The following is a 23,950-nucleotide window of genomic DNA, read 5'->3' on the forward strand; positions in this document are numbered from 1 at the left end:
AACGCCAGGTAACCATACTCACCGTTGTCTATATCGGCCTAAGCTGGCAGCACTTTCAACCGTCGCGCATCGCGTAAGCGGTGCCGAGGAGACCGCCAGTGTCCAACAACAATAACGGCTATCCCTCCAATTCACGCGCCTGGGCCACCGTCGCCATTCTGATGGTGGCTTACGTGCTATCGTTTATCGACCGGCAGATTCTCAACCTGCTGGTCGCGCCCATCCGCCGCGACCTGATGATCAGCGACACCCAGATGAGCCTGCTGATGGGCTTGTCCTTCGCCCTGTTCTATACCGTTTGTGGGATTCCCCTGGGACGCCTGGCCGATAGCAAAAACCGGCGCGGGCTGGTGGCCATTGGCATCCTGTTCTGGAGTGCGGCCACCGCCGCATGCGGCCTGGCCAGACTGTACTGGCAGTTCCTGATCTGCCGAATCGGTGTCGGCGTAGGCGAGGCGGCGCTGTCGCCGGCGGCCTATTCGCTGATCGCCGACAGCTTTCCCGCAGAGCGTCGCGCCACCGCCATCAGCGTCTATTCGATGGGCGTCTACCTGGGCTCGGGCCTGGCCTTTCTGTTTGGCGGCCTGGTCATCAAGCTGGCCTCGGCCCAGGGCGATGTGTTGCTGCCGGTGCTGGGCGAAGTGCGGCCCTGGCAGCTGATATTTCTCGCGCTGGGCGCCGCCGGGGTGCTCTTCACCCTGCTGATGCTGGCGGTCAGGGAGCCGGCCCGGCGCGGCGTCGGTGCCGGGGTCGCGGTGCCGCTGGCCGAGGTCGGCCGCTATATCCGCGCCAACAAACGCACCGTGCTCTGTCACAACTTCGGCTTCGCCGGCCTGGCGTTCGCCGGCTACGGCAGCGCGGCCTGGGTGCCAAGCTTCTTTATCCGCACCTACGGCTGGGACGCCGGCCAGGTTGGCATCATCTACGGCAGCATCGTGGCGGTGTTCGGTTGCCTGGGCATCCTCTTCGGTGGGCGCCTGGCCGACTGGATGGCCAAGCGCGGTAGCAGCGACGCCAATATGCGCGTCGGCCTGTACGCCGCAATCGGCGCCGCGCCTTGTGTGCTGAGCTTTCCGTTGATGGACAGCGGGCTGTTGGCGGCGGTGCTGATGGCGCCGACGGTGTTCTTCCTGAGCATGCCGTTCGGCGTAGCGCCGGCGGCGATCCAGGAAATCATGCCCAACTCGATGCGCGGCCAGGCCTCGGCGATCTATTTGTTCGTCATCACCCTGATCGGCCTGGGCATCGGCCCGACCGCCGTCGCGCTGGTGACCGACTATGTCTTCGCCGATGACCAGGCGCTGCGCTACTCGCTGCTGATCGTCAGCAGCATTGCCGTGTTCAGCTCCATCGTCCTGTTGAGCATGAGCCTCAAGCCCTACCGGGGCAGCTTGCTGCACCTGCAGCAGTGGGCGGCCAGGTCGGCCTGAAGAGGGCGCCTGGCCGGGTAGCTGCCAGGTGCATGGACAAGGTCTGCGCCTCGTGGACGACGCTGTATTGATCCGTCGCGCAAGGCGTCATCCCTCGGCGCAGTCCTCAAGCCCGGATAAACGCCGGTGCAATCGGCGATAGCCTCGCGGATTGCACGGCGTGTTGCGCTTTACCCCGGGACCAAACTACGGGGTCTGCTCTTCTTTCAGCGCCTTGCTGCGCCAGCCCTTGCCGCCGGGCAGCAGCAGGTTGAGTGCAATGGCGATGATGCCGCACAGCGAAATGCCTTTGAGGCTGATATCGCCCGCACCAATCACCATGCCGCCGATGCCGAACACCAGGGTCACCGCCACTATCACCAGGTTGCGTGGCTCGCCCAGGTCGACCTGGTGACGGATCAGGGTATTCAGGCCGACCACCGCGATGGAGCCGAACAGCAGGCAGAGAATGCCGCCCATCACCGGCACCGGAATGCTCTGCAGCACGGCGCCGAACTTGCCGATGAAGGCCAGCACCATGGCGATCAGCGCTGCCCAGAGCATCACCCTGGGGTTGAAGTTCTTGGTCAGCATCACCGCGCCGGTGACTTCCGAGTAAGTGGTGTTGGGCGGGCCGCCGAGCAGGCCGGCGGCCGAGGTGGCCAGGCCGTCGCCGAGCAGGGTGCGGTGCAGGCCGGGTTCTTTCAGGTAGTTCTTGCCGGTCACGGTGCCGATCGCCAGCACGTCGCCGATATGCTCGATGGCCGGCGCAATGGCCACCGGCAGGATGAACAGGATCGCCCCCCAGTGCAGCTCGGGCGCGACGAAGTTGGGCATGGCCAGCCAAGGCGCAGCGGCCACCGCGCTGAAGTCGATCACGCCGAACAACCAGGCCAGCGTATAGCCGACGGCAATCCCGCAAAGAATCGGGATCAGGCGGAAGATTCCGCGGCCGACCACGGCGACGATCAGGGTGGTGAGCAGCGCCGGCAGCGAGATCATCAGCGCCACGTCATAGGGCACCAGTTGGGCGCTGGCATCACCGGCCTTGCCCATCGCCATGTTGGCCGCCACGGGCGCCAGGCCCAGGCCGATGGCCATGATCACCGGGCCGATTACCACCGGCGGCAACAGGCGGTCGACAAAACCGGTGCCCTTGAGCTTCACCGCGCCGGCCAGCAGCATGTAGGCGACGCCGGCGGCGACCAGGCCGCCGAGGGTCGCCGGCAGGCCGAAATCGGCTTTGGCGGCGAGAATCGGCGCGATAAAGGCGAAGCTCGAGGCGAGAAACACCGGTACCTGGTTCTTGGTCACCAGCTGGAAGATCAGGGTGCCGAGCCCCGCGGTGAACAGCGCCACGTTGGGGTCCATGCCGGTGATCAGCGGCATCAGCACCAGCGCGCCGAAGGCCACGAAGAGCATCTGCGAACCCGCCAGGATTTGTCGCCAGGTGGCGTCCTGCATGTGCTCCTGCATGCTCAGGCGTCCTTCTGCTTGGTGCCGAAGATCTTGTCGCCGGCATCGCCCAGGCCGGGAATGATGTAGCCGTGCTCGTTGAGGCGCTCATCGATCGAGGCGGTGTAGATCATCACCTCGGGATGGGCCTCGGCCACTGCCTTGATGCCCTCGGGCGCGGCGACCAGCACCATGGCGCGGATTTCCTTGCAGCCGGCCTTCTTCAGCAGGTCGATGGTGGCAACCATGGAGCCGCCGGTGGCGAGCATCGGGTCGATGATCATGGCCAGGCGCTCGTCGATTTCCGGCACCAGTTTTTCCAGGTAGGTGTGCGCCTGCAGGGTCTTCTCGTTGCGTGCCACGCCCACGGCGCTGACCTTGGCCCCGGGAATTAGACTGAGCACGCCGTCGAGCATGCCGATGCCGGCACGCAGGATCGGCACCACGGTGATCTTCTTGCCGGAGATCTTTTCCACCTGCACGGCGCCAGCCCAACCCTGGATCTCGTAATTTTCCAGGGGCAGATCCTTGGTCGCTTCGTAGGTCAGCAGGGCGCCGACTTCCTGAGCCAGTTCGCGGAAATTCTTCGTGCTGATGTCGGCGCGTCGCATCAGGCCGAGCTTGTGGCGAATCAACGGGTGGCGGATCTCGAGGACGGGCATGGCGGGTTCTCCGGCGGGGCTGGTAAAAAAAAATTGCGCTAGATTAGCATTGGCATTGCGCTGCTGCCGCGCAGATGCAGGCGGCTTGCTGAAATCTAGTGTGTAATGTCGGCGATTGCGCGTATTTCCTGCGGTTGATCGGCGAGGGCTTGCTCCGCCTGAAACAGGTGGGTACCTTTGCCGACTTTTATTTTGACGCATTGATCAACTTTGTGTTTTTCAATGTTCGCTCACCCCTAGAGGAAAGACCATGCCCGTCGATCTCGCGCACATCCGCCAAGTCATGCTGGAAGCCGATTGCCTGTACAGCGAAACCGAAGTGGAAGCGGCTATCGACCAGGTTGCCGCCGCGATCAATGGCCAGTTGGCCGAGCGCAACCCGGTGGTGTTCTGCGTGATGAACGGTGGCCTGATCTTCTCCGGCAAGTTGCTGCCCAAGCTCAACTTCCCGTTGGAACTGTCCTACCTGCATGCCACCCGTTATCGCAACGAAACCAGCGGCGGCGAACTGTTCTGGAAGGCCAAGCCGGAAATCTCCTTCATCGACCGCGACGTGCTGATCATCGACGACATCCTCGACGAAGGACACACCCTGGGTGCGATCATCGACTTCTGCCACCACGCCGGCGCCAGCGCCGTGCACACCGCGGTACTGATCGACAAGGACCACAACCGCAAGGCCCGCCCCGAGCTCAAGGCCGATTACGTCGGCCTGCCGTGCATCGACCGCTACATCTTCGGCTATGGCATGGACTACAAAGGCTACTGGCGCAACGCCCCGGGCATCTACGCGGTCAAGGGCCTGTAACCCGCGGGGCACTGCGCCCCGGTCCGCGGCTATTTGGTTGATCTGGTCGGTTAGACAGCTCAATCCGCTGGCGGCCAGAATGCTCGGGCCAGCCGGTGTTCGGCAGAGGAGCCCGGCCATGGTCGAGTTGATCGCCGGGCCGCTGATCGGCGACCTGACCAGCGCCGAATCCCTGGCCTTCGACGCCGGCAGCCAGGCGGCGCCCTACCACGGCGAACTGATCATCGTCATGGACCCGCGGCGCTTTCTAGGCGAGGCGGCCGCGCAGCACCTGGCGCGGGCCGAGACCCTGTTCGCCAGCATCCAGGGCCAGGGCGCGCGCCTGCCCTCGCAGCGCCGCTACCAGGCGCGGGCGGGCAGCGCCGAGCGGGGCGTGCAGCTACCCCGGGCGCACTATGACGAGCTCAGGGCGCTGGTTAAGCGGTGATGACCGCCCCGGCGGCGGCTGCCGTTGAACACCCGGTGGCTTGAGGGTTTTACCGGCGGACGATGAGGCAACCGGCACAGCGTCAGGCGTGAACACCGCGCGCTGGCCAGCGCCGGCAGGCGATCCGCCGCTGCCGAGATTCCAGCACCACCCCCAAGTGGGCTAAGGTCGTTGTGAGGGCTCCTTTCAACGCGGGAGAGCAGTGATGCAGCGATCGAACTGGGCCGAACAGCGAAGCCCCGTGGCCGCCCGGCCGTGGCCAACCGCCGGCCGGTTGCTGGCCAGGTGAGCCCATGAGCCGCCCCGACGAGTCGCCGGTTGCGCCGCCTAGCCCTTCACCAGGGCCTGGCGCCAGCCGCGCGGGCGAGGACACGGCCAGTGGCGCCGCGGCGGTCGAACGCGCGGCCAGTGCCCGCGGCGACTTCGCGGTGGTCGCCGAGCTGTTGCCCTACCTGCGCCCCTATGTCGGGCGCATCGCCCTGGCGCTGGCGCTGATCGTCGCCGCCAAGCTGGTCAACCTCTATGTACCGGTCGCCCTCAAGCAGATAGTCGACGGCCTGAATATCGAACCCAGCCTGTTGCTGCTGCCGGTCGGCCTGCTGCTGGCCTATGGCGCGGCGCGCATCGGCGTGACCCTGTTCAACGAACTGCGCCAGGTGGTGTTCGCCCGGGTGATGGCACGCACCTCGCGTCAGGTCACCCTGAAGGTGTTCGATCACCTGCTCGGCCTCAGCCTGAAGTTCCACCTGGACCGTCGCACCGGCGGCGTGGCCCGCGATGTGGAGCGCGGCGGCAGCGCGATCTCCGAGCTGCTCGACTGGACGCTCTACAGCATAGTGCCGACCCTGCTCGAGGTGCTGCTGGTGACGGCCGTGCTGGTCTGGGCCTATGACTGGGGCTTCGCCCTGATCACCCTGGGCACGCTGCTGGCCTACAGCCTGTGGACCCTGGCGGTGACCGAGTGGCGCACGCGCTTCTACCGCGCCGCGGTGGAGGCCGATACCCGCGCCAACGAGCGCGCGGTGGACTCGCTGCTCAACTACGAGACGGTCAAGTACTTCAACAACGAGGCCCACGAGCGCGGGCGCTACGACCAGAGCCTGCGGCACCTGGAGAACGCCAAGGTCAGGGCGATCCAGTCGCTGGCGCTGCTCAATCTCGGCCAGTCCGTGGTCATCGCCAGTGGCGTCACGGCCATGATGTGGCGGGCCGCCGCGGGGGTGGTGGCCGGCGAGCTGAGCATCGGCGACCTGGTGCTGGTCAATGCCTACCTGCTGCAGCTATCGGCCCCGTTGTTCGTGCTCGGCATGATGTACCGCCAGGTCAAGCAGGCGCTGACCAATATGGAGCGGCTGTTCGGCCTGCTCGGCCAGCGCCAGGATGTGCAGGACGCGCCGACCGCCCAGCCGCTCGTAGCCAGCCGTCCGCGCCTGAGCTTCGAGGGGGTGCACTTTGGCTACGACCCGCGCCGCGAGATTCTGCATGGCGTGAGCTTCGAGGTGCCGCCCGGCGGTACGGTGGCGGTGGTCGGCCATTCGGGCTCGGGCAAGTCGACCCTGGCGCGCCTGCTGTACCGCTTCTACGACGTCGATGGCGGGCATATCCGCATCGACGGCCAGGACCTGCGCGAGCTGACCCAGGCCTCGCTGCGCGCGACCATCGCCATCGTTCCGCAGGACACGGTGCTGTTCAACGACAGCATCTACTACAACATCGCCTATGGCCGCCCCGAGGCCAGTCGCGCCGAGGTCGAGGCCGCCGCCCGCGCCGCGCATATCCACGCGTTCATCGAGCGCCTGCCGGACGGCTACCAGACCCCGGTCGGCGAACGCGGCCTCAAGCTCTCCGGCGGCGAGAAGCAGCGTGTGGCGATCGCCCGCGCGCTGCTGAAGAACCCGGCCATCCTGATCTTCGACGAGGCCACCTCGGCGCTGGACTCCAAGTCGGAGAAGGCCATCCAGGCCGCGCTCGAGCGCATCCAGGTCGGCCGCACCACCCTGGTGATCGCCCATCGCCTGTCCACGGTGATGAATGCCGACCGCATCCTGGTGCTGGACGCCGGGCGCATCATCGAAAGCGGCAGCCACCGCGAGTTGCTGGCGGCCGGCGGCAGCTACGCGCAGATGTGGGCACTGCAGCAGCAAGCACCGCCTGCCGAGCAATCGCCGCGCCCCGAGCTGCCCGGCTAGCTCAGTAGCACGCGGCGAACGCGATGACGGGACGCGGTGTAGGTGGTTGTTGGATCAGGCGTGCAGCGGCTGGGCATGGGAGAGAGGAAGATATATCTCCCTTTTTGCATCTTAATGACCGGCAGCTTCGGGTCTATTGTGTTGAAAAAGTAGACCCTGCTCGTCCAGCCTTACATTTAGGGGGGAGCGCCATTTTTGCACGCTCCTAGGTCATATCTGAGTTCTGAACCCTGCACTCAATACGCGGATTTCAATCTTGGGCGCGTACTTTTCTGCCCTGGAAGCCGAAGCCGACTTTCTCAACAGAGTCGGTCGTTTACAGCCATCTGCGAACAGATGCTATGTGGCTGATCTACCCTTAACGACAAGTTTCTGTTGATCTGGCTTGAGTCCTTGCGCGCGCCTAGAATTACAGGATATTGATCACCAATAAGGCCACAGCAACCCAAAAAATAATGCCGCCTATCATCACACCCCAATTTGGCGGTCTGCTGTTCAGTGCAGTAACAGCTGGTTCTTGCACCCAAGATGCCGTTGGCGAGTTGAATGCTGGCCCACTTGGCTGTCTGTCATTAACTTGGCGACAGAGTGCTTGCGCAGATGTTGATACTGAGCCGTTACCCATGTCGGCGACCTTTATGCCTTGGTAAATATCAATCGTGGACTTGGGTGACGTCTCGGCCGTGCCCGGGACTGCTACAGGGGCGGCGGGGGACTTCTGAGTCCGTGCTTTTCCCCAATCACTCAGCGTGCCAAGTGCCGATTGCTCGACTGACTGCATCCCTCCCGCTTCGTTTCCTCCTAGGCTCGCAGCGCCGACAGGTACTCGGTCGCCTACGGCAGGGCCTCCACCGGTTTGGGCCAGCCCATCATCCAGCGATTGGCGATTTCCATTGGCAGCCGGAGCATTTGCTTCGGTGCTGCTCTGGCTGGCATCGGGGAGTTGTTCGGTCGGTAGAGTTTCTGCATTCTGTTTTTCCACTGCTGCGTCATTGTCATCCACTGGAGTCAGCAGGGCTTGAAACTGATGTGCTGACTCAGGTACGGGTAACAGTGTTGATGACCTTACAGTTAGAGGTGGCTCTGACTGCTGCGCCTGGCCGTTATGCCGAGGCTGGATGGGCGATGCGGACTCCGGATCTTGCGACTCTGGCCAATCGAAGAGGCGGTCGTGCTCGGTTTCGTGGCACTTCCTGCAAAGTGTGATCAGGTTATTTTGCTGATTGGTGCCATGATGAGACAGGTAGATGATGTGATGCACATCCAATGTGGTGTTCGTCGCGCCACACTCCATGCACTTGAAGCCATCACGTCGACGGATTCGCTGCGCCACTTCTTTCCAGTTTCGATCCCGATAATCAGAGCGCCCCTCCATGCGCAACAGGGCACGACGGTGGGCGCGCATGATTTTAAAGTCTCGCGTACTGTTGCTGGACTTTGCCAATAGTTGAGTAATCCAATCGTGAAGCTTGGCAGCAACAGCGGCATCAATGTTTGCCAGCGTCTGCTGTGCTTTCCGCCGCTTCCACTCTTCGTCGGATTTCAGATCATGCTCGGCATTACGCAGCATGCCGCGGGCCAGCTTTTCGGCAAATCGCGCTTCAGCGTTTTTGGCTGGCTCAGGGGACTCGTTGAGGGTATTTACGCATCGAGTACAGATATCGATGTGCTCGGTTTGAAACTTGAGCGACTTGAATGTGTGCTGGCAGATACGGCAGGTAGGCATGAGGCCTGTTCCTTGGCTCTTTGTGCCCAAATGATAGAGCGATGCCCCGTTGGCACGCTAGGTGATGACAACGATCTACTTAGGATTCCTCAGAAGCGCAACTGACAACCTGCTAGTCTCGTCGATAAATCGTCTCATACGTCACCCCCCTGACGTGGCTTTAGCAACTGTAGGCGATTCATTCTGTTAGTCGAATCCAGTCAGTAAATAACACTGTGTTTGTAGACCCGCAATGACCGCTTCTGCCGACTGCTTCCCATCATAATCGGCAGCTTAGGGTCGGTGGCTGCCCCTTACTACCAGCAGAAACGACTACAAATCACGTCCACTTACCTTCTTTACTATCTCGGTGGATTTCCCGTTCCGCAGACTCTTCTTACATCGGGAAAATATATCGACCCATTTTTCTGTCCTTAAAACAACAATCAGGAGGCCGTAAGTAAGGATCAAATCAATCAGTAGCCACTCAGCTCGCGGAATGGCCGGGCGCTGTGGTTCTCGACCCATTCGACCACCGGGGAGGGAACGTAAAGCTGTCGTTTTGCCCGAGATATCGCGATGTACACGGCACAGATTCGTTGATCGAATTCCTCGCGGTTTTTGAATGTTTCATCTGTGAGCAGCTCCGGGGTCAGCAAGACGCTGTCGAACTCCATCCCTCCCGCCTCTTCTGCCATCATTACCGTGCAGTTCTTATTGGACTGTCCGAGAATCCCTTTCAGCCGGTTCATATCGGCAATGTTGAAGCCTTTTTCAAACTCAGCCTCCACCCAAAGAAATGCCCCATCGTACCGGTTGGCCTCACGCACCTGTTGCCAGGTAAACATCTCACTAAAATCCAAGTGCGGCCCATCACTGCTTTGGTCAATCCTGTAAAAGTCAGGTTTGAACAGTGCGATGGCCGTGGTCATGAACTGCTTGATGTCCTGCAGCGCTGTTACGTTCGGGAGGCACAATGCGCGCTCGCCGGCATTCATCTGGATGATCCATTTCATCGTGTCCCAGTGGGACGCAGTCAGCACCACACAGCCGTCAGGCGGCAGGAAGCCAGGAGGGTAATGTTTGATACTGACATCGGCATCGCTCGCGCCTTCGAATGGGATTTTGCCTTTCTTCGAGTGCCGATAGATCAGTGGGTTGACCAGGCTTTCGACATTGCGGCCCGAGCGGACGGAATAGCTGACATCGCTTCGCCGGACGTCACGTCTTCTGTTGACCAATGTACCACCGGCTTTCTGATACTCATCCCCCAGGGTGATTAGTACTTGGCGGCCGCGCCCAACGATCTGAAGCAGCGACTCAGGGAGGTCCTGACTTTCGTCGATGAGGACGTGTGAATAATGCTTCGGCACCACACAGCCCGCGAGGCTTGCGCGTTTTATCGGTAGCAATGTTTCGAGTCCAACCTGTTTGTCCCAAGCGGGGTTTGCCTCAACGTAGGTCCATAGGCGGCTCGAATACTGCAGAAGCACCCTTGCATCCAAGTCAGGCAGGGGGTGCTGGAACTCAGGCAGGTGCTTGGCCGATAGCGTGCCGTCTTTAGACCGGCAATAGCGCTCAATCACCATCAAGCAGATGTTTAAGGTCGCCAGTGCATCGTGGTTAGACATGCCGAGGATGTTCAGCTCCTGGGTTAGTGCCAGCTTGCTTGGGATCCTGGCTGGTGTGCTCGCGAGTTGAGGCCTGTATCCGGGCAGCAATCTCTGTGCAAACTGCTTGAAGGTAAAGCCCGTTTCTTTGGCGTGGGCTCCCCCCATGCGCTTGCGAAGGGCTTCCAGTTTTCCCTCTGTGTGCGCCAGCACTAACGTCCCTCCTGGGCGTAGGCACTCCCTCAAGGCGCCTAACAGGTGGCTCTTGCCTATCCCTGCATAACCTTGAACATGGAGGTGCTCGTCAAGATTGGCTCGGAAGGTCCTGATCAACTTGTTCTGCGCCGGGCTCAACCATCGTTCGCGGTGCCAGGGCGTCACCACCTGCTCGCTGAACGGGTTTTTACTTCTGTGGTGACGGGCCTTGAATGCGATATCCCATTTGCCGTTGGGCAACAGGTAGTCTCGTGCCGATACTTCATCGGCGAGGAGAAATCGCAGGTTCAAACGTTTAACTACTTTGCAACCAGAGTAGAACTTCGTTGGATCGAACAGACGTTGCGCCTCTGACAACAATCCTGAAGTTGCTGAATGCTGGGCATCCACGGCCCACGCAATGAGCTTGGCCAGAACACTCTCTGCACCATTGGAGGTGAGCTGCTCTTCTGGTGCTCCCGCCAGATTCTGGATGACCAAAATTGCAGCCAGCTCGGGATTTGTAAGGCCAGGGAGAACTTTTGCGCCATTAGCACCCAACAAACTCGCACAGGTATCACTCGTGACGGGTAGGAATAGAGCGTTGGATAAATCAAAGTGTTCCGGGTGCATACAGCCTCGCTACTAAGGAAAGACACGACACAGGGTCAAGCCCGTTCATGCTCTTCATCCATTTCGGGGTCGTCCACCTCTGGAACATACGTCGACCAGGGCTCCTGCTTGTCAATGACGCGCGCGACATAATCCCGTACTCGTAAGGTACTACGGGCATCGGTGAGCCAACCCAATTCGATCAACCTAGAGCGAACCAATTCAATTGAAACGCCTAGGCAGGCACTCAAGTCCGCGAGAATTCTTTGAGCGGTCACGATGTTGTATTGCTCGTGGTCGACGTAGATGAGCCCGTGCCCACGCCACTTGACATCATAATGCTCAAGCAACGGAGCCAGATGTTCTGCCAGCGTTTCGGCCGTCATCCACTCCGCAACTTTTGCCCAGTTTGAGTCACCCATGGCTGCCCTCACCTTTGACACCAAGCTCGAAATGATAATTACCCAAGGTGCCCGACATGCCTCCGGGGTATTTCCTGTGTTCGCCCATTACCACAGCCCCATTCGCGTCGATCTGCCCCTGCAACTCATAGACTGCCATTTCGAGCAGTCTGCACAGGTCCTCAGGACTATGTGCAGCCACATGTAGCTGCAGATCAAACTTGGCAGCAATAGGGCGCGGTGAGTGTTCGACAGGTGCCGTTCGATCAAGTGTCGCGCCTTGCTGGTGTTCACCCTCAGCTTGGTCTCCCTTCGAGCCACTAAGGATTTCGGCATGCTCCTCATCCATGAGGTCCAGCACCTTCGAAAGCTCCAGAGTCTTCTCGGGATGCAATTGCATCCGGTCCTTGATCTCCAAACGACGGATCTGCCACTCCCGAATCATTTCTCTGGTCAGGTTGTCAATTTCGCCCACTACCGCGTCCTCTCGATACCAAGTGTGAAGTATGCCACTCCTCAACCCCTTGGACTGAGTGGCCAAGCGTAAAACCCGGGGCATCGTCGATTTCTCTCTCAAATACCCTGGCGTACCTGTCTTGTTTGCCGCCTTGGCTGGTCAGTTACGTAATGGCACTGCACTTGACCGCCTATTTGCACAACCAATGACCAGTCAATTGCATTCAACTTGACCAGCACACTGGATCGCCCCTCGTTTATTAGACACCCTTTGAGGGTCCGCTTTTGGCCGATTCCTGCCTGTTGCGACTATCCGGTTTGGGTCGCCTCCGTTAGCAGAGCCCTGCCTTTGTTCGCACCGCCGTATCTGTGCAACGAACAGCCAGCCTATCCGCGCTCCTCTTCGCTGTCGGTCAGGCAGGCGACTAGGTCGGCGGCGAAGCGGGACAGCAGTTCGCGCTTGCGCACGCACACCTGCAGGTCGCGGCGGGCCCAGGGTTCTTGCAGTTCGATCACCGCCAGCGGCTGGCGCGCGCTTGCCTCGGCCACTGCGCTGCGTGGCACCAGGCCGATGCCGACGCCGGCGCTGACCATGCGGCACACGGCTTCGAAGCTGCGCACCTGGATGCGCACTTCCAGGTGGCGGCCGAGGGCGGCTGCGGCGTTCATGGTGAAGGTGTGGATGGCCGAGCCGGAATGCAGCATCACGAAGGGGTAGTCGAGCACCGCGGCGAAGGCCGTGCTGGGCTGCCGGGCGAGCGGGTGGTCGGCCGGGGCGATCAGCACCAGCCGGTCCGCGCGGTAGGGGATCAGTTCGACCTCGGCGCCGTCGACCATATCGGCCACCACGCCGACTTCCACCTCGCCGCGCGCCACCGCCATGACCACCTCTGGGCTGGTGTGTTCCTCCAGGGAGATGCTGACTTGCGGATGGCGCTGCAGGAAGGTCGCCAGGCTGTCCGGCAGGAAGGCATGGGTGGCGTGGGTGTTGGCCCACAGGCTGACGTGGCCGCGTACGCCCTTGGCATAGGGCGCGAGGTCGGCATGCAGCTGTTCGAGCTGGGCGAACACCTGGCGCGCATGGCGCAATAGCGCCTCGCCGGCGCGGGTCGGGCGCACGCCGCGCGGTTCGCGGATCAGCAGCGGCGTGCCGATCGCCGCTTCCAGCAGGCGCATACGGTGGCTGGCCGAGGAGGGCGCCAGGTGCACGCGCTCGGCGCCGCGGGTCAGGTTCCTGGCTTCGGCTATCGCGATAAACAGCCGCAGGTCGATCAGGTCGTATTGCATAGGCTTGGTCAAATCCGAACGCTAGGTTGTGCAAAAGCCATTTTTCATTGGATCTTACCCCGATGATCATTCGTCTCAAGACAACTCTTGAGGTTTGAACCTGTCATGCCATGGAAATCCTGGTCGAGCGAGCGCCTGGGTATCGCGCTTGCGGTTCTGGCCGCCTTCGGTTTTTCGTTCAAGGCGATCTTCGTCAAGCTGGCCTACGCCGCCGCGCCGGTGGATGCGGTCACCCTGCTGACCCTGCGCATGACCTTCGCCCTGCCGATCGCGCTCTGGGCTAGCCTCTGGCTGTGCCGCTCGGCGCCGCCGCTGACGCGCAGGGACTGGGGCCTGCTGATTGCACTGGGCCTGCTGGGCTACTACGGCGCGAGCATCCTCGATTTTCTCGGCCTGCAGTACATTTCGGCGGCGCTCGAGCGGCTGATTCTGTTCATCTACCCGACCATCACCGTGCTGATCGGCGTGCTGTTCCTCGGCCAGCGCCTGGAGCGGCGCCAGGTCGGCGCGCTGCTGCTGTCCTACGCCGGCATCGCGCTGGCCTTCGCCCATGACCTGCAGGTGGCCGACGACATCGATCAGGTGCTGATCGGCGCGGCCCTGGTGTTCGGTTCGGCGCTGTCCTATGCCTTCTATAGCTCCGGGGCGGAGATCGCCATCCGGCGCCTGGGCAGCATCCGCTTCGCCGCCCTGGCGATCATCGTCTCGAGCCTCGCCACCCAGCTGCACTTCCTCGCCACCCAGCCGTTCTCCACGCTGCAGCAGCCCGTGGAGGTGTACCTGTATGGCGTCGCGATGGCCGTGTTCTCGACCCTGCTGCCGGTGTTCTGGCAGTCGGCGGCGCTGCGCCATATCGGCGCGGCGCGCACCGTGCTGATCGGCACCCTGGGTCCGGTGCTGACCATCTTCTTCGCCTGGGGGCTGCTCGCCGAACCGGTGTCGCTGGCGCAGCTGGCGGGCGCCGGCCTGGTGCTGGCCGGAGTGTTGCTGGTCTCCGCCCGCAAGCGCCTGCCCGATCGGCCGCGGCCTGGTGCCGAATCGCTGGTGGCGACTGAACCGGCCCAGCCGCTCGGCAGCCCCCGGGGCTAAGCCGTGCGCCGGCGGTGTCGGTTGGCACCGAAGCGGGCGCAGGGCTGCAAGCAGAAGGCGAGCGGCAGGCCGGGCGAAATTTTATTTTTCATCGGCTGCATCCAATGCGCTGTTTCGCGGGTAGTACAGGTAGCAGCTACGACAGTTGCTCAGCTGTCCACCTTTCCGGAGACATACGCATGAACGCAAAACGACTGATCCGCCGCACCGCTACTACACTCGCCAGCGCCTGCCTGTTGGCCGCCATGCCGATGGTCCATGCACAGATGGAACTGCCTGACAGCATCAAGGTGCCGCAGGGCAACAAGGTGGCGCTGGAAACCCTGGGCGTGGGCGAGGTGACCTACGAGTGCCGTGCCAAGGTCGACAATGCCGGCGAGGCGGAGTGGGTGTTCGCCGGGCCTGATGCGGTGCTCAATGACCGCAGCGGCAAGCAGGTCGGCACCTACTTCGGCCCGCCGGCCACCTGGAAGGCGATCGACGGCTCCAGCATCACCGGCGCGCAATTGGCGGTGGCACCCGCCGGGGCCGGCAATCTGCCCTATCAGCTGGTCAAGGCCAATCCAGCCGACGGCGAGGGGGCGATGAGCGGCATCAGTTACATCCAGCGGGTTGCCATCCAGGGCGGCGTCGCCCCGGCCAGCGGCTGCTCTGCCGCGACCAAGGGCCAGCGCGAGACGGTGAAATACCAGGCCGACTACATTTTCTGGGTCGCCGGCTGAGCAAGCCTGGGCTGATGCACAAAGTTGTATAAGCTGCAGTAACGCAAGCCCCTGCCGTTATGGCTGGGGCATTTATTCTCCCAGACGGTTGAACGCATTGTCCCTACCCGAATCGTTCTTCGACTATGAAGCCTGTTTGCGAGCCTGTGCCCGTGACGAGCGGCAAGCCCTGTTGAGCCTGTACGAGCAGGAAAGCGGCCGCCTGCTCGGGGTGGCCAGGCGTATCGTGCGCGATGACGCGCTGGCCGAGGACATCGTGCACGATGCCTTCATCAAGATATGGACCCGCGCGGGCAGTTTCGACCCGGCGCGAGGCTCCGCGCGCGGTTGGATCTTCAGCGTGACCAGGCACCTGGCGCTCAACTTCATGCGCGATACCGCGAGGGAAATGCCCCTCGACGAACCGAACATAGCCGATGCAGGAGAGTCAGTGTCCACATTCGATTTGCATGACGGCTCGGGGCGTATCCATGGATGCCTCGCGCAGCTGGAACCGGCGCGCCGCAGTTGCATCCTGTATGCCTACATCGACGGTTACTCGCACGCGGAGATTTCCCGAAAGCTGGGAACTCCGCTGGGTACGGTCAAGGCCTGGATCAAACGCAGCCTGGTGGCGCTGCGGGAGTGCATGGGATGAACTCGAGTCCGGACGATATCGAGGCGCTCGCAAGCGAGTATGTGCTGGGTACCTTGCCGGCCGAGCAGCGCCTGGAGGTGCAGCGGCGACTGGCTCATGACGGCCGATTGCGGGCCGCGGTCGATGCCTGGGAGCAGCGCCTTCACGCGTTGACCGAGCTGGCACCGCCGTACTCGCCCAAGCCGCAGCTGTGGACGCGTATCGAGCGCAGCCTGAATAGCCTGGCGCGGCACAAGCCGGCGGCGCCAGCGGCCACGTCCTGGTGGGATCTGCTGGCACTCTGGCGGCTGCTTGCCGGCGCCGGGCTGGCGGCGACGCTGGTGCTGGGCAGCCTGTTGCTGCTGCCGGCTGCGCCCAGTCCTTATTGGGTCGTGCTGGTCGCGCCGGACGACCGCGCGCCTGGCTGGGTCATCCAGGCCAGCAACACCCGGGAGATACAGCTGATTCCCCTGGGCATCACCCAGGTCCCGGCCGACCAAGCGCTGGAGTTCTGGACCAAGGCCGACGACTGGGCCGGCCCGGTCTCCCTGGGCCTGATCCAGCCGGGCGAGACCCTGTCGATCAAGCTCGAAGACCTGCCGCCGCTGCAGCCCAACCAGCTTTTCGAGCTGACGCTCGAGGCGCCGACAGGGTCGCGGACTGGCAAGCCCACGGGGCCGGTGCAGTTCATCGGCAGGGCGGTCAAGGTTATCTGAGGCCGCGGCACTACCAGCTTGAGGGTGCCCTCAAGCTGGCGCGCCAGGCCTTTAACCTTCACGCGCTTGAGCGCCTCGCGCAGGGTGATCTTGCTGACGTTGAGAGCCGGGGCTGGCAGCGATGCGTTGAGCCGTGGGCCGCCACGGAGGTACACTGCCGGCCCCGTGTGGCCTGGTTAGCTGGAGTGAACGATGCGTAAAGACAAGAAACAGGTGATTGGCGAAGAGATTGGTGATGAGCCGATCAAGCTGTTCCTCGCCGTGGAGCCGGCCGATGCCACGCCGCCGTCGTTGCACAAGCTGATCAAGGCCTACCGCGGCCTGCGGGTCGACGACTTCGAGCGTTTCGTGGGTTTCTTCGTCGCGGCCGGCTATGACCTCGAGGCCAAGGATGCCCAGGGCAACGATTTCATCGCCCTGATCCAGGACCAGCGCTTTGCCGAACCCTATATCGAGGTGATCAAGGCCGCCCGCGGCTGATCATCCCGAACACAAAAAAGCCCGCTCGACAGCGGGCTTTTTTGTGCGCGGGTTACAGCACTCCGGCCTTCTTCCAGGCCAGGTAGCGGCTGACCAGTTGCGGGCCCAGCTCGCCGGGGCGGGCATCCAGCACCGGCACGTTGTGCGCGGTCAGGCGCTCGTGCAGGCTGGCGCGGGCGTTGAGGTAGTCGACCGCGCCGCAGTAGGCCAGCGCGCCGTCGAAGTCCTGCACCGGGCTGTGGCGCAGGTTGTCGAGCACCTCTTCGCGCAGGCTGGCGATCAGCACGCGGTGCTGGCGGCCGATGCGTTTGACGGCTGCAAGCAACTCCTGATCGTCCTCGTCGCGCAGGTTGGTGACCAGCACCACCAGGGCGCGGCGGCGCTGGCGGGCGAGCAGGGCGTCGGCCGCGGCGGCGAAGTCGGCCGGCTGCAGGGTGCTGCGCAGGTCGTACACGGCATTGAGCAGCACATTGAGTTGCGCCGGGCCTTTGACCGGCGCGAGGAAGCGCTGCTGTTCCCCGGCAAAGGTGGCCAGGCCCACAGCATCGCCCTGGCGCAGCGCCACATAACTGAGCAACAGGCAGGCATTGAGGGCGTGGTCGAAGTGCGCCAGGTCGCCATCCTGGCTGCGCATGCGCCGGCCGCAGTCGAGCAGGAAGATGATCTGCTGGCCGCGCTCGTCCTGGAACTCCCGGGCGATCGGTGTGCGCTTGCGGGCGGTGGCTTTCCAGTCGATCTGGCGCAGGCTGTCGCCGTCACGAAAGTCGCGCAACTGGTGAAATTCCAGGCCGAGGCCGCGCCGGGGGTGCTGGCGCACGCCCAGCTGGCTGAGCCAGTCGTCGACCGCCATCAGTTGCGCGCCATACAGACGGGCGAAATCCGGGTAGACCCGGGTTTCTCCGGGCAGCGCCAGGTAGCGGCGCGCACTCCACAGGCGCAGCGGGCTGGGCAGGTTGATTTCACATTGGTCGAAATGGAAGTGCCCACGCAGCAGCGGCCGCACGCGGTAGGTAATGCGAGTCTGCTCGCCGGGGCGCAGTTGCACGGTTTGCGGCAGGTGCTCGAACGCCATGCCGTCGGCCACATGGTCGAACACCTCCAGCGCCAAGGGCTGGGCGTAGGCGTGGTGCAGGGTCAGCTGCACCTCGTGCCAGCGGCCCAGCGGCAAATTGCCCGGCAACAGACGCTCCAGGCGCGGCGCGGGCAATTTGCCCACGCGCAGGGCGTCGACCAGCGCGGCGCCGGTCAGCGCCAGCAGCAGCCCCCACCAGAGCGCCTGCAGGCTTTGCGGCACCTCGACCGCCAGAGCCTGCAAGGCGCCAAGCACAATGGCCAGGCCGAGCAGGACGCCGAGTAGGATCAGCAGCGCGCGTGCGGGCTTCATGCGCCAGCACCCTGGGGTAAGCGGTTCATAGACGCGGCGCCGGGACCTGGTCGAGCAATTGCTGGAGCACCTGATCGACTTCCAGTCCTTCGATATCCAGCTCCGGTGCCAGGCGTACACGGTGGCGCAGAACGGCCAGGGCGCAGCGCTTGATGTCATCCGGCAGGACGAAGTCGCCGCCGCGCAGCAGGGCGCGGGCGCGGCCGCCACGCACCAGGGCGATCGAGGCGCGTGGCCCGGCGCCGAGAATCAGCCCTGGCCAGCTGCGGGTGGCACGCGCCAGGCGCACGGCATAGTCGAGCACCTGTTCGTCGAGCGGCAGGTCGCTGGCGATCTTCTGTATGGCCAGCAGATCCTTGGCCTGCAGCAGGGCGCGCAAGGGGGTGACGTCGAGCATGTCGGCGCGGGTCGAACGGGTGACCTGGCGCACCATGTTCAGTTCTTCATCCTGCTCGGGGTAGTCCATGCGCAGCTTGAGCATGAAACGGTCGAGTTCGGCTTCGGGCAGTGGGTAGGTGCCTTCCTGCTCGATCGGATTCTGCGTGGCCAGCACCATAAACGGCAGCGGCACCGCCAGGGGGCGCCCTTCGAGAGTGACCTGGCGCTCCTGCATGACTTCCAGCAGGGCCGCCTGGGTCTTGGCCGGCGCGCGATTGATCTCATCGGCCAGCAGCAGGTTGGTGAACACCGGGCCCTTGCGTAGCTTGAACTGCTCGCTTTGCAGGTCGTACACGGCGTGGCCGGTGACGTCGCTGGGCATCAGGTCCGGGGTGAACTGGATGCGCGCGAATTCGCCGCCGAAGCAGCGCGCCAGGGCGCGTACCAGCAGGGTCTTGCCCAGGCCGGGCACGCCCTCGATGAGCACGTGGCCGCCAGCGATCAGCGCGGTCAGCACATCGTCGACCACGGCGTTCTGGCCGATCAGCGCCTTGTGCAATTCCAGGCGCAGGGCCTGGGCCAGTTGGCTGGCGCGCTGGCGCTGCGGCATCTGGCCGCTCGGGGCCGGGGCCGGGACGGCAACGGCTGGGCTCAGCTGTTCGGACGGGTGTTCGCTCATAGGGCATTCCTGAGTGTTTGCAGGTGGGCGACCTGGCGGGTGAAATCGACGGCGGACAGACGCTGCTCGGGCAGCGGCCGCATGGCTTGACTGATGGCACGGCTGGGCAGGCGGGTCAGGCGTGCCAGCACCTGCCATTGTTCGGTCACGCCGAGGCGTTCGAAGCCGGGATGACGGCGTCGCGCACGGCGCTGGATATCCGCTTGCAAGCCCTGCAGCAGGCAGTGCTGGCCACTGCGCCGGAGCAAGAAGTCGGCACTGCCGCGCAAGTGCTCTTGCAATTGCCGGCGACTCGGGCTGGCCGGTGCTTGCAGCGGCCCCTGACGCCTGCCGGCGCGCCACAGGCCGAGGCCGAGCAGCAGGGCCAGGGCCAGCAGGGCCTGGGGGAAGTAGTGCCAGAGCAGGCTGAGCAGGTTGTCACGATCGGCGTGGTAGAGCAGGGTCACGGCGCTGTCCTGACTCAGGTACCAGAGCAGCCAGGCATTGTCGTACTCGGCGATCCTGTCGTTCTGCCAGATCCAGCTGTCGCTCAGTACGCTGACCAGGCCGTCGCCATGATAGAGCTGGACCAGGTGGGTCGCCGCCGCGCTATTGGCCCAGGCATGCGCGCGATTTGCCGCATCGTAGAGATGAAAGCCGGTATCGAAACTGAAGTAGGCCGGCGCCTGCTCGTTTTCCAGGTAAAGCTGGGTCAGTTCGGGGTAGGCCTTGGCCGTGGTATCGCCTGCCTCGGGCGTGGGGGCCTCGAGCGCGGCCTCAGGCTCGTCGAGGTCGTCGCTCTGGTACTGCTGTAGGTCCAGGCTGTCGAGCAGCAGATCACCGCTCTTGCCCTCATCCTCATCCCACAGGCGTTCGGCAACGAACACCAGATGCCCGCCCTTGGCCGCCCAGGCCAGCAGACGCTCGGCTTGTCGCGGGCGCATGCCTTGCCGATCACCAAGCAGCAACAGGGTCTGCCCGGCGCTGGGCAACGTCGAGAGCAGCTGCAGGTCATCGGCGCGCTGCACCTGCAGGCCCTGCTGACGGAGAAAATGTTCGGCAGCCAGGTACGGGTTGGCCTGCGCTTCGGGTGCCGGGCCGTGCTCGACGGTTTCCTCATAGGGCTGGACGCGACTCAGCAGGTAGAGCGCGAGCAGGCCCAGGCCAAGCGCCAGCGCGCTGCCGAGGAGCAACTGGCGGCGTTGGTTCATGTCCGCACACCCTGTTCGAGCAGGCGCCGCCAGTCGTGACACAGGGTCTGGCACAGATCCTCTGGCGGCAGGCGATGGCCGTAGGCGAGGTTCTCCCAGTGCAGGGTCAGGGTCTGGCTGAAGCTGCTCAGTTCGCTCTGATCCAGGTCCTGAATCAGGCGCAGTACTTCGCTCTCGGTGTGGGCGCCGTGCAGGGGCAGGCGATAATCGTGCAGCAGGCGGCTGAGCAAGGCGCGATAGAACAGGCCGAGGGCCGCGCGCGGTTGTTCGGCCCAGAGCTGTTCGACCGTGCCGGCGACGTCCGCGGGCAAGCTTTCGGGCGCCACTTCCAGGCCGAACAGCTGGCGGCTGGGCGGCGTCGCGATGCGTTGCGCCAAGCCAATACGCCCGACGAAGGCGTCGAGCCATTGCCGGTAGCGCCAGACCAGCACGGCCACCAGGCCGAGCAGGGCTGCCCAGAGCAGGGCCTCGAATAACAGCGCGAGGCTGGCGTTGCCGGTCCAGAGTTCGGCCAGCTTGAAGAGCTTCTGCAGCCATTCCTGCAAGCCGCTGATCGGCTCTTCGCCCGCGTGGGCGGCCTCGTCTTCGCCGAAGCGCCAGCGCGTGACGGTTTCGCGGTGCTCAAAGGGGGGGCGATCCAGCAGTTGCTCGATGCTGTCTTGAGCGGCCTGGCTGCTCAGCGGTTGTTTGAGCAGGCGTGCGGCCTCGGGACCGATGGGGTCCGTCACCGGCAGCGGGTGATTGCCGACCTCGGCAGCCATGACCGGCGTTGGCGCCTGCAGCAACAACAGGCAGCAGCCGAGCAATAGGCCATAGGCCACACCGCCCAGGCGCTGACGCAGCCGGCGGAATACCAGTTCGATATCCCAGGCCTCCAGGGCGGTGCGTCGATTCAGGTAGAGGGTAAAGCCGCAGGCGACGTACACCGGTTCCCAGACGATCAGCACCAGCACATACAGCAGGTTGGACAGGTGTTCCAGCCACAGCCATTCGCCGGCCGCCGCATTGGCCAGGCTCTGCCAGCTCCAGTCCAGCTCGATCTGCGCCGGCAACAGCAGGTAGAACAGGCTGACCAGGCCCAGCCACAGGGCCATTTCTAGGTGCATGCCGACCACCGTCAACCAGGTCGCGGCGCCTGCATCGCGTTGCCCCAGCACCACCAGGCGCTGGCTGCGCGCCTGGCCGGACAGTCCTTCCAGCTGCATGACCGGCAGATCGAAGCTGCGTGTGAGGGCGAAGCGGCGCCAGGTTAGGCTGGCCAGCAGTTGCGGCCTGAGCAGGCCCGGCAGGGCCTTAAGCGCCTGCTTGAGGCTTGGCGTGTCACCGAACAGGGCGCGCGCGAGGATATGCAGTGGCAGGCGTTCGTAGGCCGGCTTCAACCACCAGAAGGCGAATACCGCCCAGCCCGGGTAGTCCCACAGCAACAGGCAGAGCAGGGCGAAGATCGGCAGGCTGACCAGTGCCCAGCTGGCCATCAGCAGGCCGGCATGCTGGCGCGCCAGGAGCACGCCGAGGTCCAGTGCTTCCCAGGGGCTGCGCGGGCGGATCGCTACGCTGGCATCAGTCAAGCGCATGGGCACCTCGGCCAGCCAGCAGCAGATAGCTCAGCACCAGCAGCCAGAGGCCGGCGCCAACCGCATATTTGACGGTTGGCGCGGCGAAGGTCATCGACGACCAGTAGGCCTCGATGAACGCGGCCAGCAGCAGAAATACGATGACCCCGCCGACCAAGCGCACGCTGCGGCCGGCGGCCAGGCGCAAGGCTTCGCTACGCGGCAGGCGACCGGGCGCGAGCAGTGCCCAGCCGAGCTTGAGGCCGGCACCGCCAGCCAGGGCGATGGCGGTCAACTCGAAGGCGCCGTGGCCGATGACGAACGACCAGAAGGTCTCGCCGTAGCCGATCTGGCTCAGGTGGCCGGCCACCGCGCCGATCATCAGGCCGTTGAACAGCAGGAAGAACAGGCTGCCCAGGCCCAGCAGCAGGCCGCTGGCGAAGGTCTGAAAGGCGATGCCGATGTTGTTCATGATGTAGAAGCCGAACATCAGCCAGTCGTCGGCCGAATGGCGTTCGCCGAAGCGGCCGAGGCGCCGGGCATCGGGGTCGTACATCTGCTCCATGCTCGCGACCTGCTCGGGATCGACCAGGCTGTAGATCAGCTCGGGGAACAGATAGACCAGTACGCCCATGGTCAACAGGCTGCCGAAAAATACCAGGCTGGCGATTAGCACGCAGCGCCATTCGGCCCGCACCAGGCGAGGGAAGCCGGCCAGCAGGAAGCCGATCAATTGCGCGCCCAGCGGGCTGCGATGGCGATAGAACTGCTGGTGGCCACGCAGCACCAGTTGCTGCAACTGCTCGACCAGGTGGTTGCTGTAGCCGCGCGCCTGGGCCAGGGCCAATTGCTGACAGAGGCGTCGGTAGTTGGCGGCGAAGCCCTTGCACTGCTGGCGGTCGGCCTTGCCGCGTTCGAGCGCGTCGAGTTGTCCGGCGAAGGCTTGCCAGTCGGCTTGGTGGCGGCTTTCGAACAGGCTCTGTTTCATGTCGGCCCCAGCAGGCCGCGGGCGATGCCATTGATCCGCTGCTCCGCCTGCTCGTGCGGGACCTGCAGTGGCTCGGCCAGGATGGCCGCCAGCTCGGCGCGGCGTTCAGCGGACAGGCTGGCGCCGCGCTCGGCAAAGCCGAGCAGGGCCCGTTGCTCGGCCAGGTCGAGGGCGAAGGGCGCGACCAGCGGTTCGGCCTGCGGCAGGCTCGGCTGCGCGGGCAGGGTGTCGCGGTAGACCACCAGGGTGCCGGCGGCGATATCGCCGAGGCGCTTGAACGCCGGGTGATTGAGGCAGCTGAGAATGCCCAGGGTGTAGCCGAACGGCAGGATATCGACGAAGCGCAGCAGGTTGCGGGTCAGCGAAGCCGCCCAGCCGACCGGGGTGCCGTCATCGTGCACCACGCGCAGGCCGAGCATCTGCTTGCCGGGTGAGCGGCCCTGGTTGAGTACCTCGAACAACACCATGTACCACCAGGTCACCAGAAACAGCAGGATGGTCGCCAGGCCCATGCCGAACTTGCCGAGCAGCCCGAGGACGACGTACGTCACCAGCAACAGCAGGCCGCGAATCAGCAGGTCGATGGAGAAGGCCAGGGCGCGCGATACCAGGCCCGCGGGGCGCAGGAGCAGATCGATGCCTTCCGGGGTTTCCACCTGGTAGCGGGTGTCCAGCAGCGCGGTTGGCCGGCGAACGGGTCGACGAGGAGCGCGCGGAGGAGGCGAGGTGGCGGAATGCGGCATCGGCGGTCTGCGCTGAATAAACCCCGATGCTAGCCAGCGGCAGGCGGCGAAGCAACCGATCTGCATGCAAACTGAGCTTGCGGCGGCAATCCGTGCCTGCCTGACGGCCGCGCGGGCAATGCTCGCAGGCCGTTGAAAAATGTAGCGAGCGATGGCTAGGCAAGGCGAAATCAGTCGAAAAAGCGCAGTGTACGAG

The 23,950-nt window shown here is 63.9% G+C and carries 21 protein-coding genes and 1 pseudogene; 9 read left to right on the plus strand and 13 right to left on the minus strand.

The window, feature by feature from the left end; genetic code table 11:
- Positions 1-98 precede the first annotated feature (98 nt).
- Positions 99-1,430, plus strand: coding sequence for a spinster family MFS transporter (locus PH586_RS12045; protein ID WP_271348005.1), 1,332 nt, complete (start codon positions 99-101; stop codon positions 1,428-1,430).
- A 186-nt stretch (positions 1,431-1,616) separates the two neighbouring features.
- On the opposite strand, the gene PH586_RS12050 is transcribed toward PH586_RS12045, so the two are convergent.
- Together PH586_RS12050 and upp are read right to left on the minus strand one after the other, a co-directional pair.
- A complete protein-coding gene (locus PH586_RS12050; protein WP_271348006.1) occupies positions 1,617-2,885 on the minus strand; it encodes a uracil-xanthine permease family protein in 1,269 nt (422 codons plus the stop codon).
- 2 nt (positions 2,886-2,887) lie between these two features.
- Positions 2,888-3,526, minus strand: coding sequence for a uracil phosphoribosyltransferase (upp, locus tag PH586_RS12055; RefSeq protein WP_271348007.1), 639 nt, complete (start codon positions 3,524-3,526; stop codon positions 2,888-2,890).
- 250 nt (positions 3,527-3,776) lie between these two features.
- Here upp and PH586_RS12060 point away from each other — a divergent pair, with 250 nt between their 5' ends.
- The 3 genes and pseudogenes from PH586_RS12060 (at position 3,777) to PH586_RS12070 (ending at position 6,950) form a co-directional block, all read left to right on the plus strand.
- Positions 3,777-4,334: a hypoxanthine-guanine phosphoribosyltransferase gene (locus tag PH586_RS12060; RefSeq protein ID WP_271348008.1), complete on the plus strand. Its 558-nt coding sequence runs from the start codon at positions 3,777-3,779 to the stop codon at positions 4,332-4,334.
- A 115-nt stretch (positions 4,335-4,449) separates the two neighbouring features.
- A pseudogene (locus tag PH586_RS12065) lies at positions 4,450-4,761 on the plus strand (Ldh family oxidoreductase); the annotation flags it as partial.
- Between the two features lie 293 nt (positions 4,762-5,054).
- Entirely contained in the window at positions 5,055-6,950 is a 1,896-nt protein-coding gene (locus PH586_RS12070; RefSeq protein WP_271348009.1) for an ABCB family ABC transporter ATP-binding protein/permease, read from the plus strand.
- Between the two features lie 409 nt (positions 6,951-7,359).
- Here PH586_RS12070 and PH586_RS12075 read toward each other — a convergent pair whose 3' ends face one another.
- From PH586_RS12075 to PH586_RS12095, 5 genes are all read right to left on the minus strand, one after another.
- Positions 7,360-8,676, minus strand: coding sequence for an HNH endonuclease (locus PH586_RS12075; RefSeq protein ID WP_271348010.1), 1,317 nt, complete (start codon positions 8,674-8,676; stop codon positions 7,360-7,362).
- Between the two features lie 455 nt (positions 8,677-9,131).
- The gene (locus PH586_RS12080) at positions 9,132-11,093 is read right to left on the minus strand and encodes a DEAD/DEAH box helicase family protein (RefSeq protein ID WP_271348011.1); all 1,962 of its coding nucleotides are present in this window, start codon (positions 11,091-11,093) and stop codon (positions 9,132-9,134) included.
- A 35-nt stretch (positions 11,094-11,128) separates the two neighbouring features.
- Positions 11,129-11,494: a hypothetical protein gene (locus tag PH586_RS12085; RefSeq protein ID WP_271348012.1), complete on the minus strand. Its 366-nt coding sequence runs from the start codon at positions 11,492-11,494 to the stop codon at positions 11,129-11,131.
- On the minus strand, positions 11,487-11,948 hold the full coding sequence (locus tag PH586_RS12090; protein WP_271348013.1) for a hypothetical protein: 462 nt from the start codon (positions 11,946-11,948) through the stop codon (positions 11,487-11,489). The genes PH586_RS12085 and PH586_RS12090 overlap by 8 nt, the downstream gene beginning before the upstream one ends.
- A 368-nt stretch (positions 11,949-12,316) precedes the next feature.
- On the minus strand, positions 12,317-13,216 hold the full coding sequence (locus PH586_RS12095) for a LysR family transcriptional regulator (protein ID WP_271348014.1): 900 nt from the start codon (positions 13,214-13,216) through the stop codon (positions 12,317-12,319).
- A gap of 105 nt (positions 13,217-13,321) precedes the next feature.
- Here PH586_RS12095 and PH586_RS12100 point away from each other — a divergent pair, with 105 nt between their 5' ends.
- The 5 genes from PH586_RS12100 (at position 13,322) to PH586_RS12120 (ending at position 16,839) form a co-directional block, all read left to right on the plus strand.
- On the plus strand, positions 13,322-14,305 hold the full coding sequence (locus PH586_RS12100; protein ID WP_271348015.1) for a DMT family transporter: 984 nt from the start codon (positions 13,322-13,324) through the stop codon (positions 14,303-14,305).
- 179 nt (positions 14,306-14,484) lie between these two features.
- Positions 14,485-15,027, plus strand: coding sequence for a DUF3455 domain-containing protein (locus PH586_RS12105; RefSeq protein WP_271348016.1), 543 nt, complete (start codon positions 14,485-14,487; stop codon positions 15,025-15,027).
- Positions 15,028-15,124: 97 nt separating this feature from the next.
- Positions 15,125-15,664, plus strand: a complete 540-nt coding sequence (locus tag PH586_RS12110) for a sigma-70 family RNA polymerase sigma factor (RefSeq protein WP_271348017.1) — start codon at positions 15,125-15,127, stop codon at positions 15,662-15,664.
- Positions 15,661-16,359 (plus strand): anti-sigma factor, encoded by a 699-nt coding sequence (locus PH586_RS12115; RefSeq protein ID WP_271348018.1) that lies wholly within the window; start codon positions 15,661-15,663, stop codon positions 16,357-16,359. Before PH586_RS12110 ends, PH586_RS12115 begins: the two co-directional genes overlap by 4 nt.
- Before the next feature lie 192 nt (positions 16,360-16,551).
- Positions 16,552-16,839: a PA4642 family protein gene (locus tag PH586_RS12120; protein WP_271348019.1), complete on the plus strand. Its 288-nt coding sequence runs from the start codon at positions 16,552-16,554 to the stop codon at positions 16,837-16,839.
- A 52-nt stretch (positions 16,840-16,891) separates the two neighbouring features.
- On the opposite strand, the gene PH586_RS12125 is transcribed toward PH586_RS12120, so the two are convergent.
- From PH586_RS12125 to PH586_RS12150, 6 genes are read right to left on the minus strand one after another with little or no spacing between them, the layout of a single operon-like run.
- Positions 16,892-18,223 (minus strand): DUF58 domain-containing protein, encoded by a 1,332-nt coding sequence (locus PH586_RS12125; RefSeq protein ID WP_271348020.1) that lies wholly within the window; start codon positions 18,221-18,223, stop codon positions 16,892-16,894.
- A gap of 25 nt (positions 18,224-18,248) precedes the next feature.
- Complete coding sequence (locus PH586_RS12130) at positions 18,249-19,280, minus strand: AAA family ATPase (protein ID WP_271348021.1); 1,032 nt, start codon at positions 19,278-19,280, stop codon at positions 18,249-18,251.
- Positions 19,277-20,470: a DUF4350 domain-containing protein gene (locus PH586_RS12135; protein ID WP_271348022.1), complete on the minus strand. Its 1,194-nt coding sequence runs from the start codon at positions 20,468-20,470 to the stop codon at positions 19,277-19,279. The genes PH586_RS12130 and PH586_RS12135 overlap by 4 nt, the downstream gene beginning before the upstream one ends.
- Positions 20,467-22,044: a DUF4129 domain-containing protein gene (locus PH586_RS12140; RefSeq protein ID WP_271348023.1), complete on the minus strand. Its 1,578-nt coding sequence runs from the start codon at positions 22,042-22,044 to the stop codon at positions 20,467-20,469. Before PH586_RS12140 ends, PH586_RS12135 begins: the two co-directional genes overlap by 4 nt.
- Positions 22,031-23,011, minus strand: coding sequence for a stage II sporulation protein M (locus PH586_RS12145; protein ID WP_271348024.1), 981 nt, complete (start codon positions 23,009-23,011; stop codon positions 22,031-22,033). Before PH586_RS12145 ends, PH586_RS12140 begins: the two co-directional genes overlap by 14 nt.
- Entirely contained in the window at positions 23,008-23,754 is a 747-nt protein-coding gene (locus PH586_RS12150) for an RDD family protein (RefSeq protein WP_271348025.1), read from the minus strand. Before PH586_RS12150 ends, PH586_RS12145 begins: the two co-directional genes overlap by 4 nt.
- Positions 23,755-23,950 lie beyond the last annotated feature (196 nt).

This window comes from Pseudomonas aestuarii (assembly GCF_027988105.1).
GTDB lineage: Bacteria > Pseudomonadota > Gammaproteobacteria > Pseudomonadales > Pseudomonadaceae > Aquipseudomonas > Aquipseudomonas aestuarii.

Coding starts and splice junctions, on each gene's coding strand:
- PH586_RS12050 (WP_271348006.1), bottom strand. CDS start 2,885: ATGCAGGAGCACATGCAGGACGCCACCTGGCGACAAATCCTGGCGGGT.
- upp (WP_271348007.1), bottom strand. CDS start 3,526: ATGCCCGTCCTCGAGATCCGCCACCCGTTGATTCGCCACAAGCTCGGC.
- PH586_RS12060 (WP_271348008.1), top strand. CDS start 3,777: ATGCCCGTCGATCTCGCGCACATCCGCCAAGTCATGCTGGAAGCCGAT.
- PH586_RS12070 (WP_271348009.1), top strand. CDS start 5,055: ATGAGCCGCCCCGACGAGTCGCCGGTTGCGCCGCCTAGCCCTTCACCA.
- PH586_RS12075 (WP_271348010.1), bottom strand. CDS start 8,676: ATGCCTACCTGCCGTATCTGCCAGCACACATTCAAGTCGCTCAAGTTT.
- PH586_RS12080 (WP_271348011.1), bottom strand. CDS start 11,093: ATGCACCCGGAACACTTTGATTTATCCAACGCTCTATTCCTACCCGTC.
- PH586_RS12085 (WP_271348012.1), bottom strand. CDS start 11,494: ATGGGTGACTCAAACTGGGCAAAAGTTGCGGAGTGGATGACGGCCGAA.
- PH586_RS12095 (WP_271348014.1), bottom strand. CDS start 13,216: ATGCAATACGACCTGATCGACCTGCGGCTGTTTATCGCGATAGCCGAA.
- PH586_RS12100 (WP_271348015.1), top strand. CDS start 13,322: ATGCCATGGAAATCCTGGTCGAGCGAGCGCCTGGGTATCGCGCTTGCG.
- PH586_RS12105 (WP_271348016.1), top strand. CDS start 14,485: ATGAACGCAAAACGACTGATCCGCCGCACCGCTACTACACTCGCCAGC.
- PH586_RS12115 (WP_271348018.1), top strand. CDS start 15,661: ATGAACTCGAGTCCGGACGATATCGAGGCGCTCGCAAGCGAGTATGTG.
- PH586_RS12120 (WP_271348019.1), top strand. CDS start 16,552: ATGCGTAAAGACAAGAAACAGGTGATTGGCGAAGAGATTGGTGATGAG.
- PH586_RS12125 (WP_271348020.1), bottom strand. CDS start 18,223: ATGAAGCCCGCACGCGCGCTGCTGATCCTACTCGGCGTCCTGCTCGGC.
- PH586_RS12130 (WP_271348021.1), bottom strand. CDS start 19,280: ATGAGCGAACACCCGTCCGAACAGCTGAGCCCAGCCGTTGCCGTCCCG.
- PH586_RS12135 (WP_271348022.1), bottom strand. CDS start 20,470: ATGAACCAACGCCGCCAGTTGCTCCTCGGCAGCGCGCTGGCGCTTGGC.
- PH586_RS12140 (WP_271348023.1), bottom strand. CDS start 22,044: ATGCGCTTGACTGATGCCAGCGTAGCGATCCGCCCGCGCAGCCCCTGG.
- PH586_RS12145 (WP_271348024.1), bottom strand. CDS start 23,011: ATGAAACAGAGCCTGTTCGAAAGCCGCCACCAAGCCGACTGGCAAGCC.
- PH586_RS12150 (WP_271348025.1), bottom strand. CDS start 23,754: ATGCCGCATTCCGCCACCTCGCCTCCTCCGCGCGCTCCTCGTCGACCC.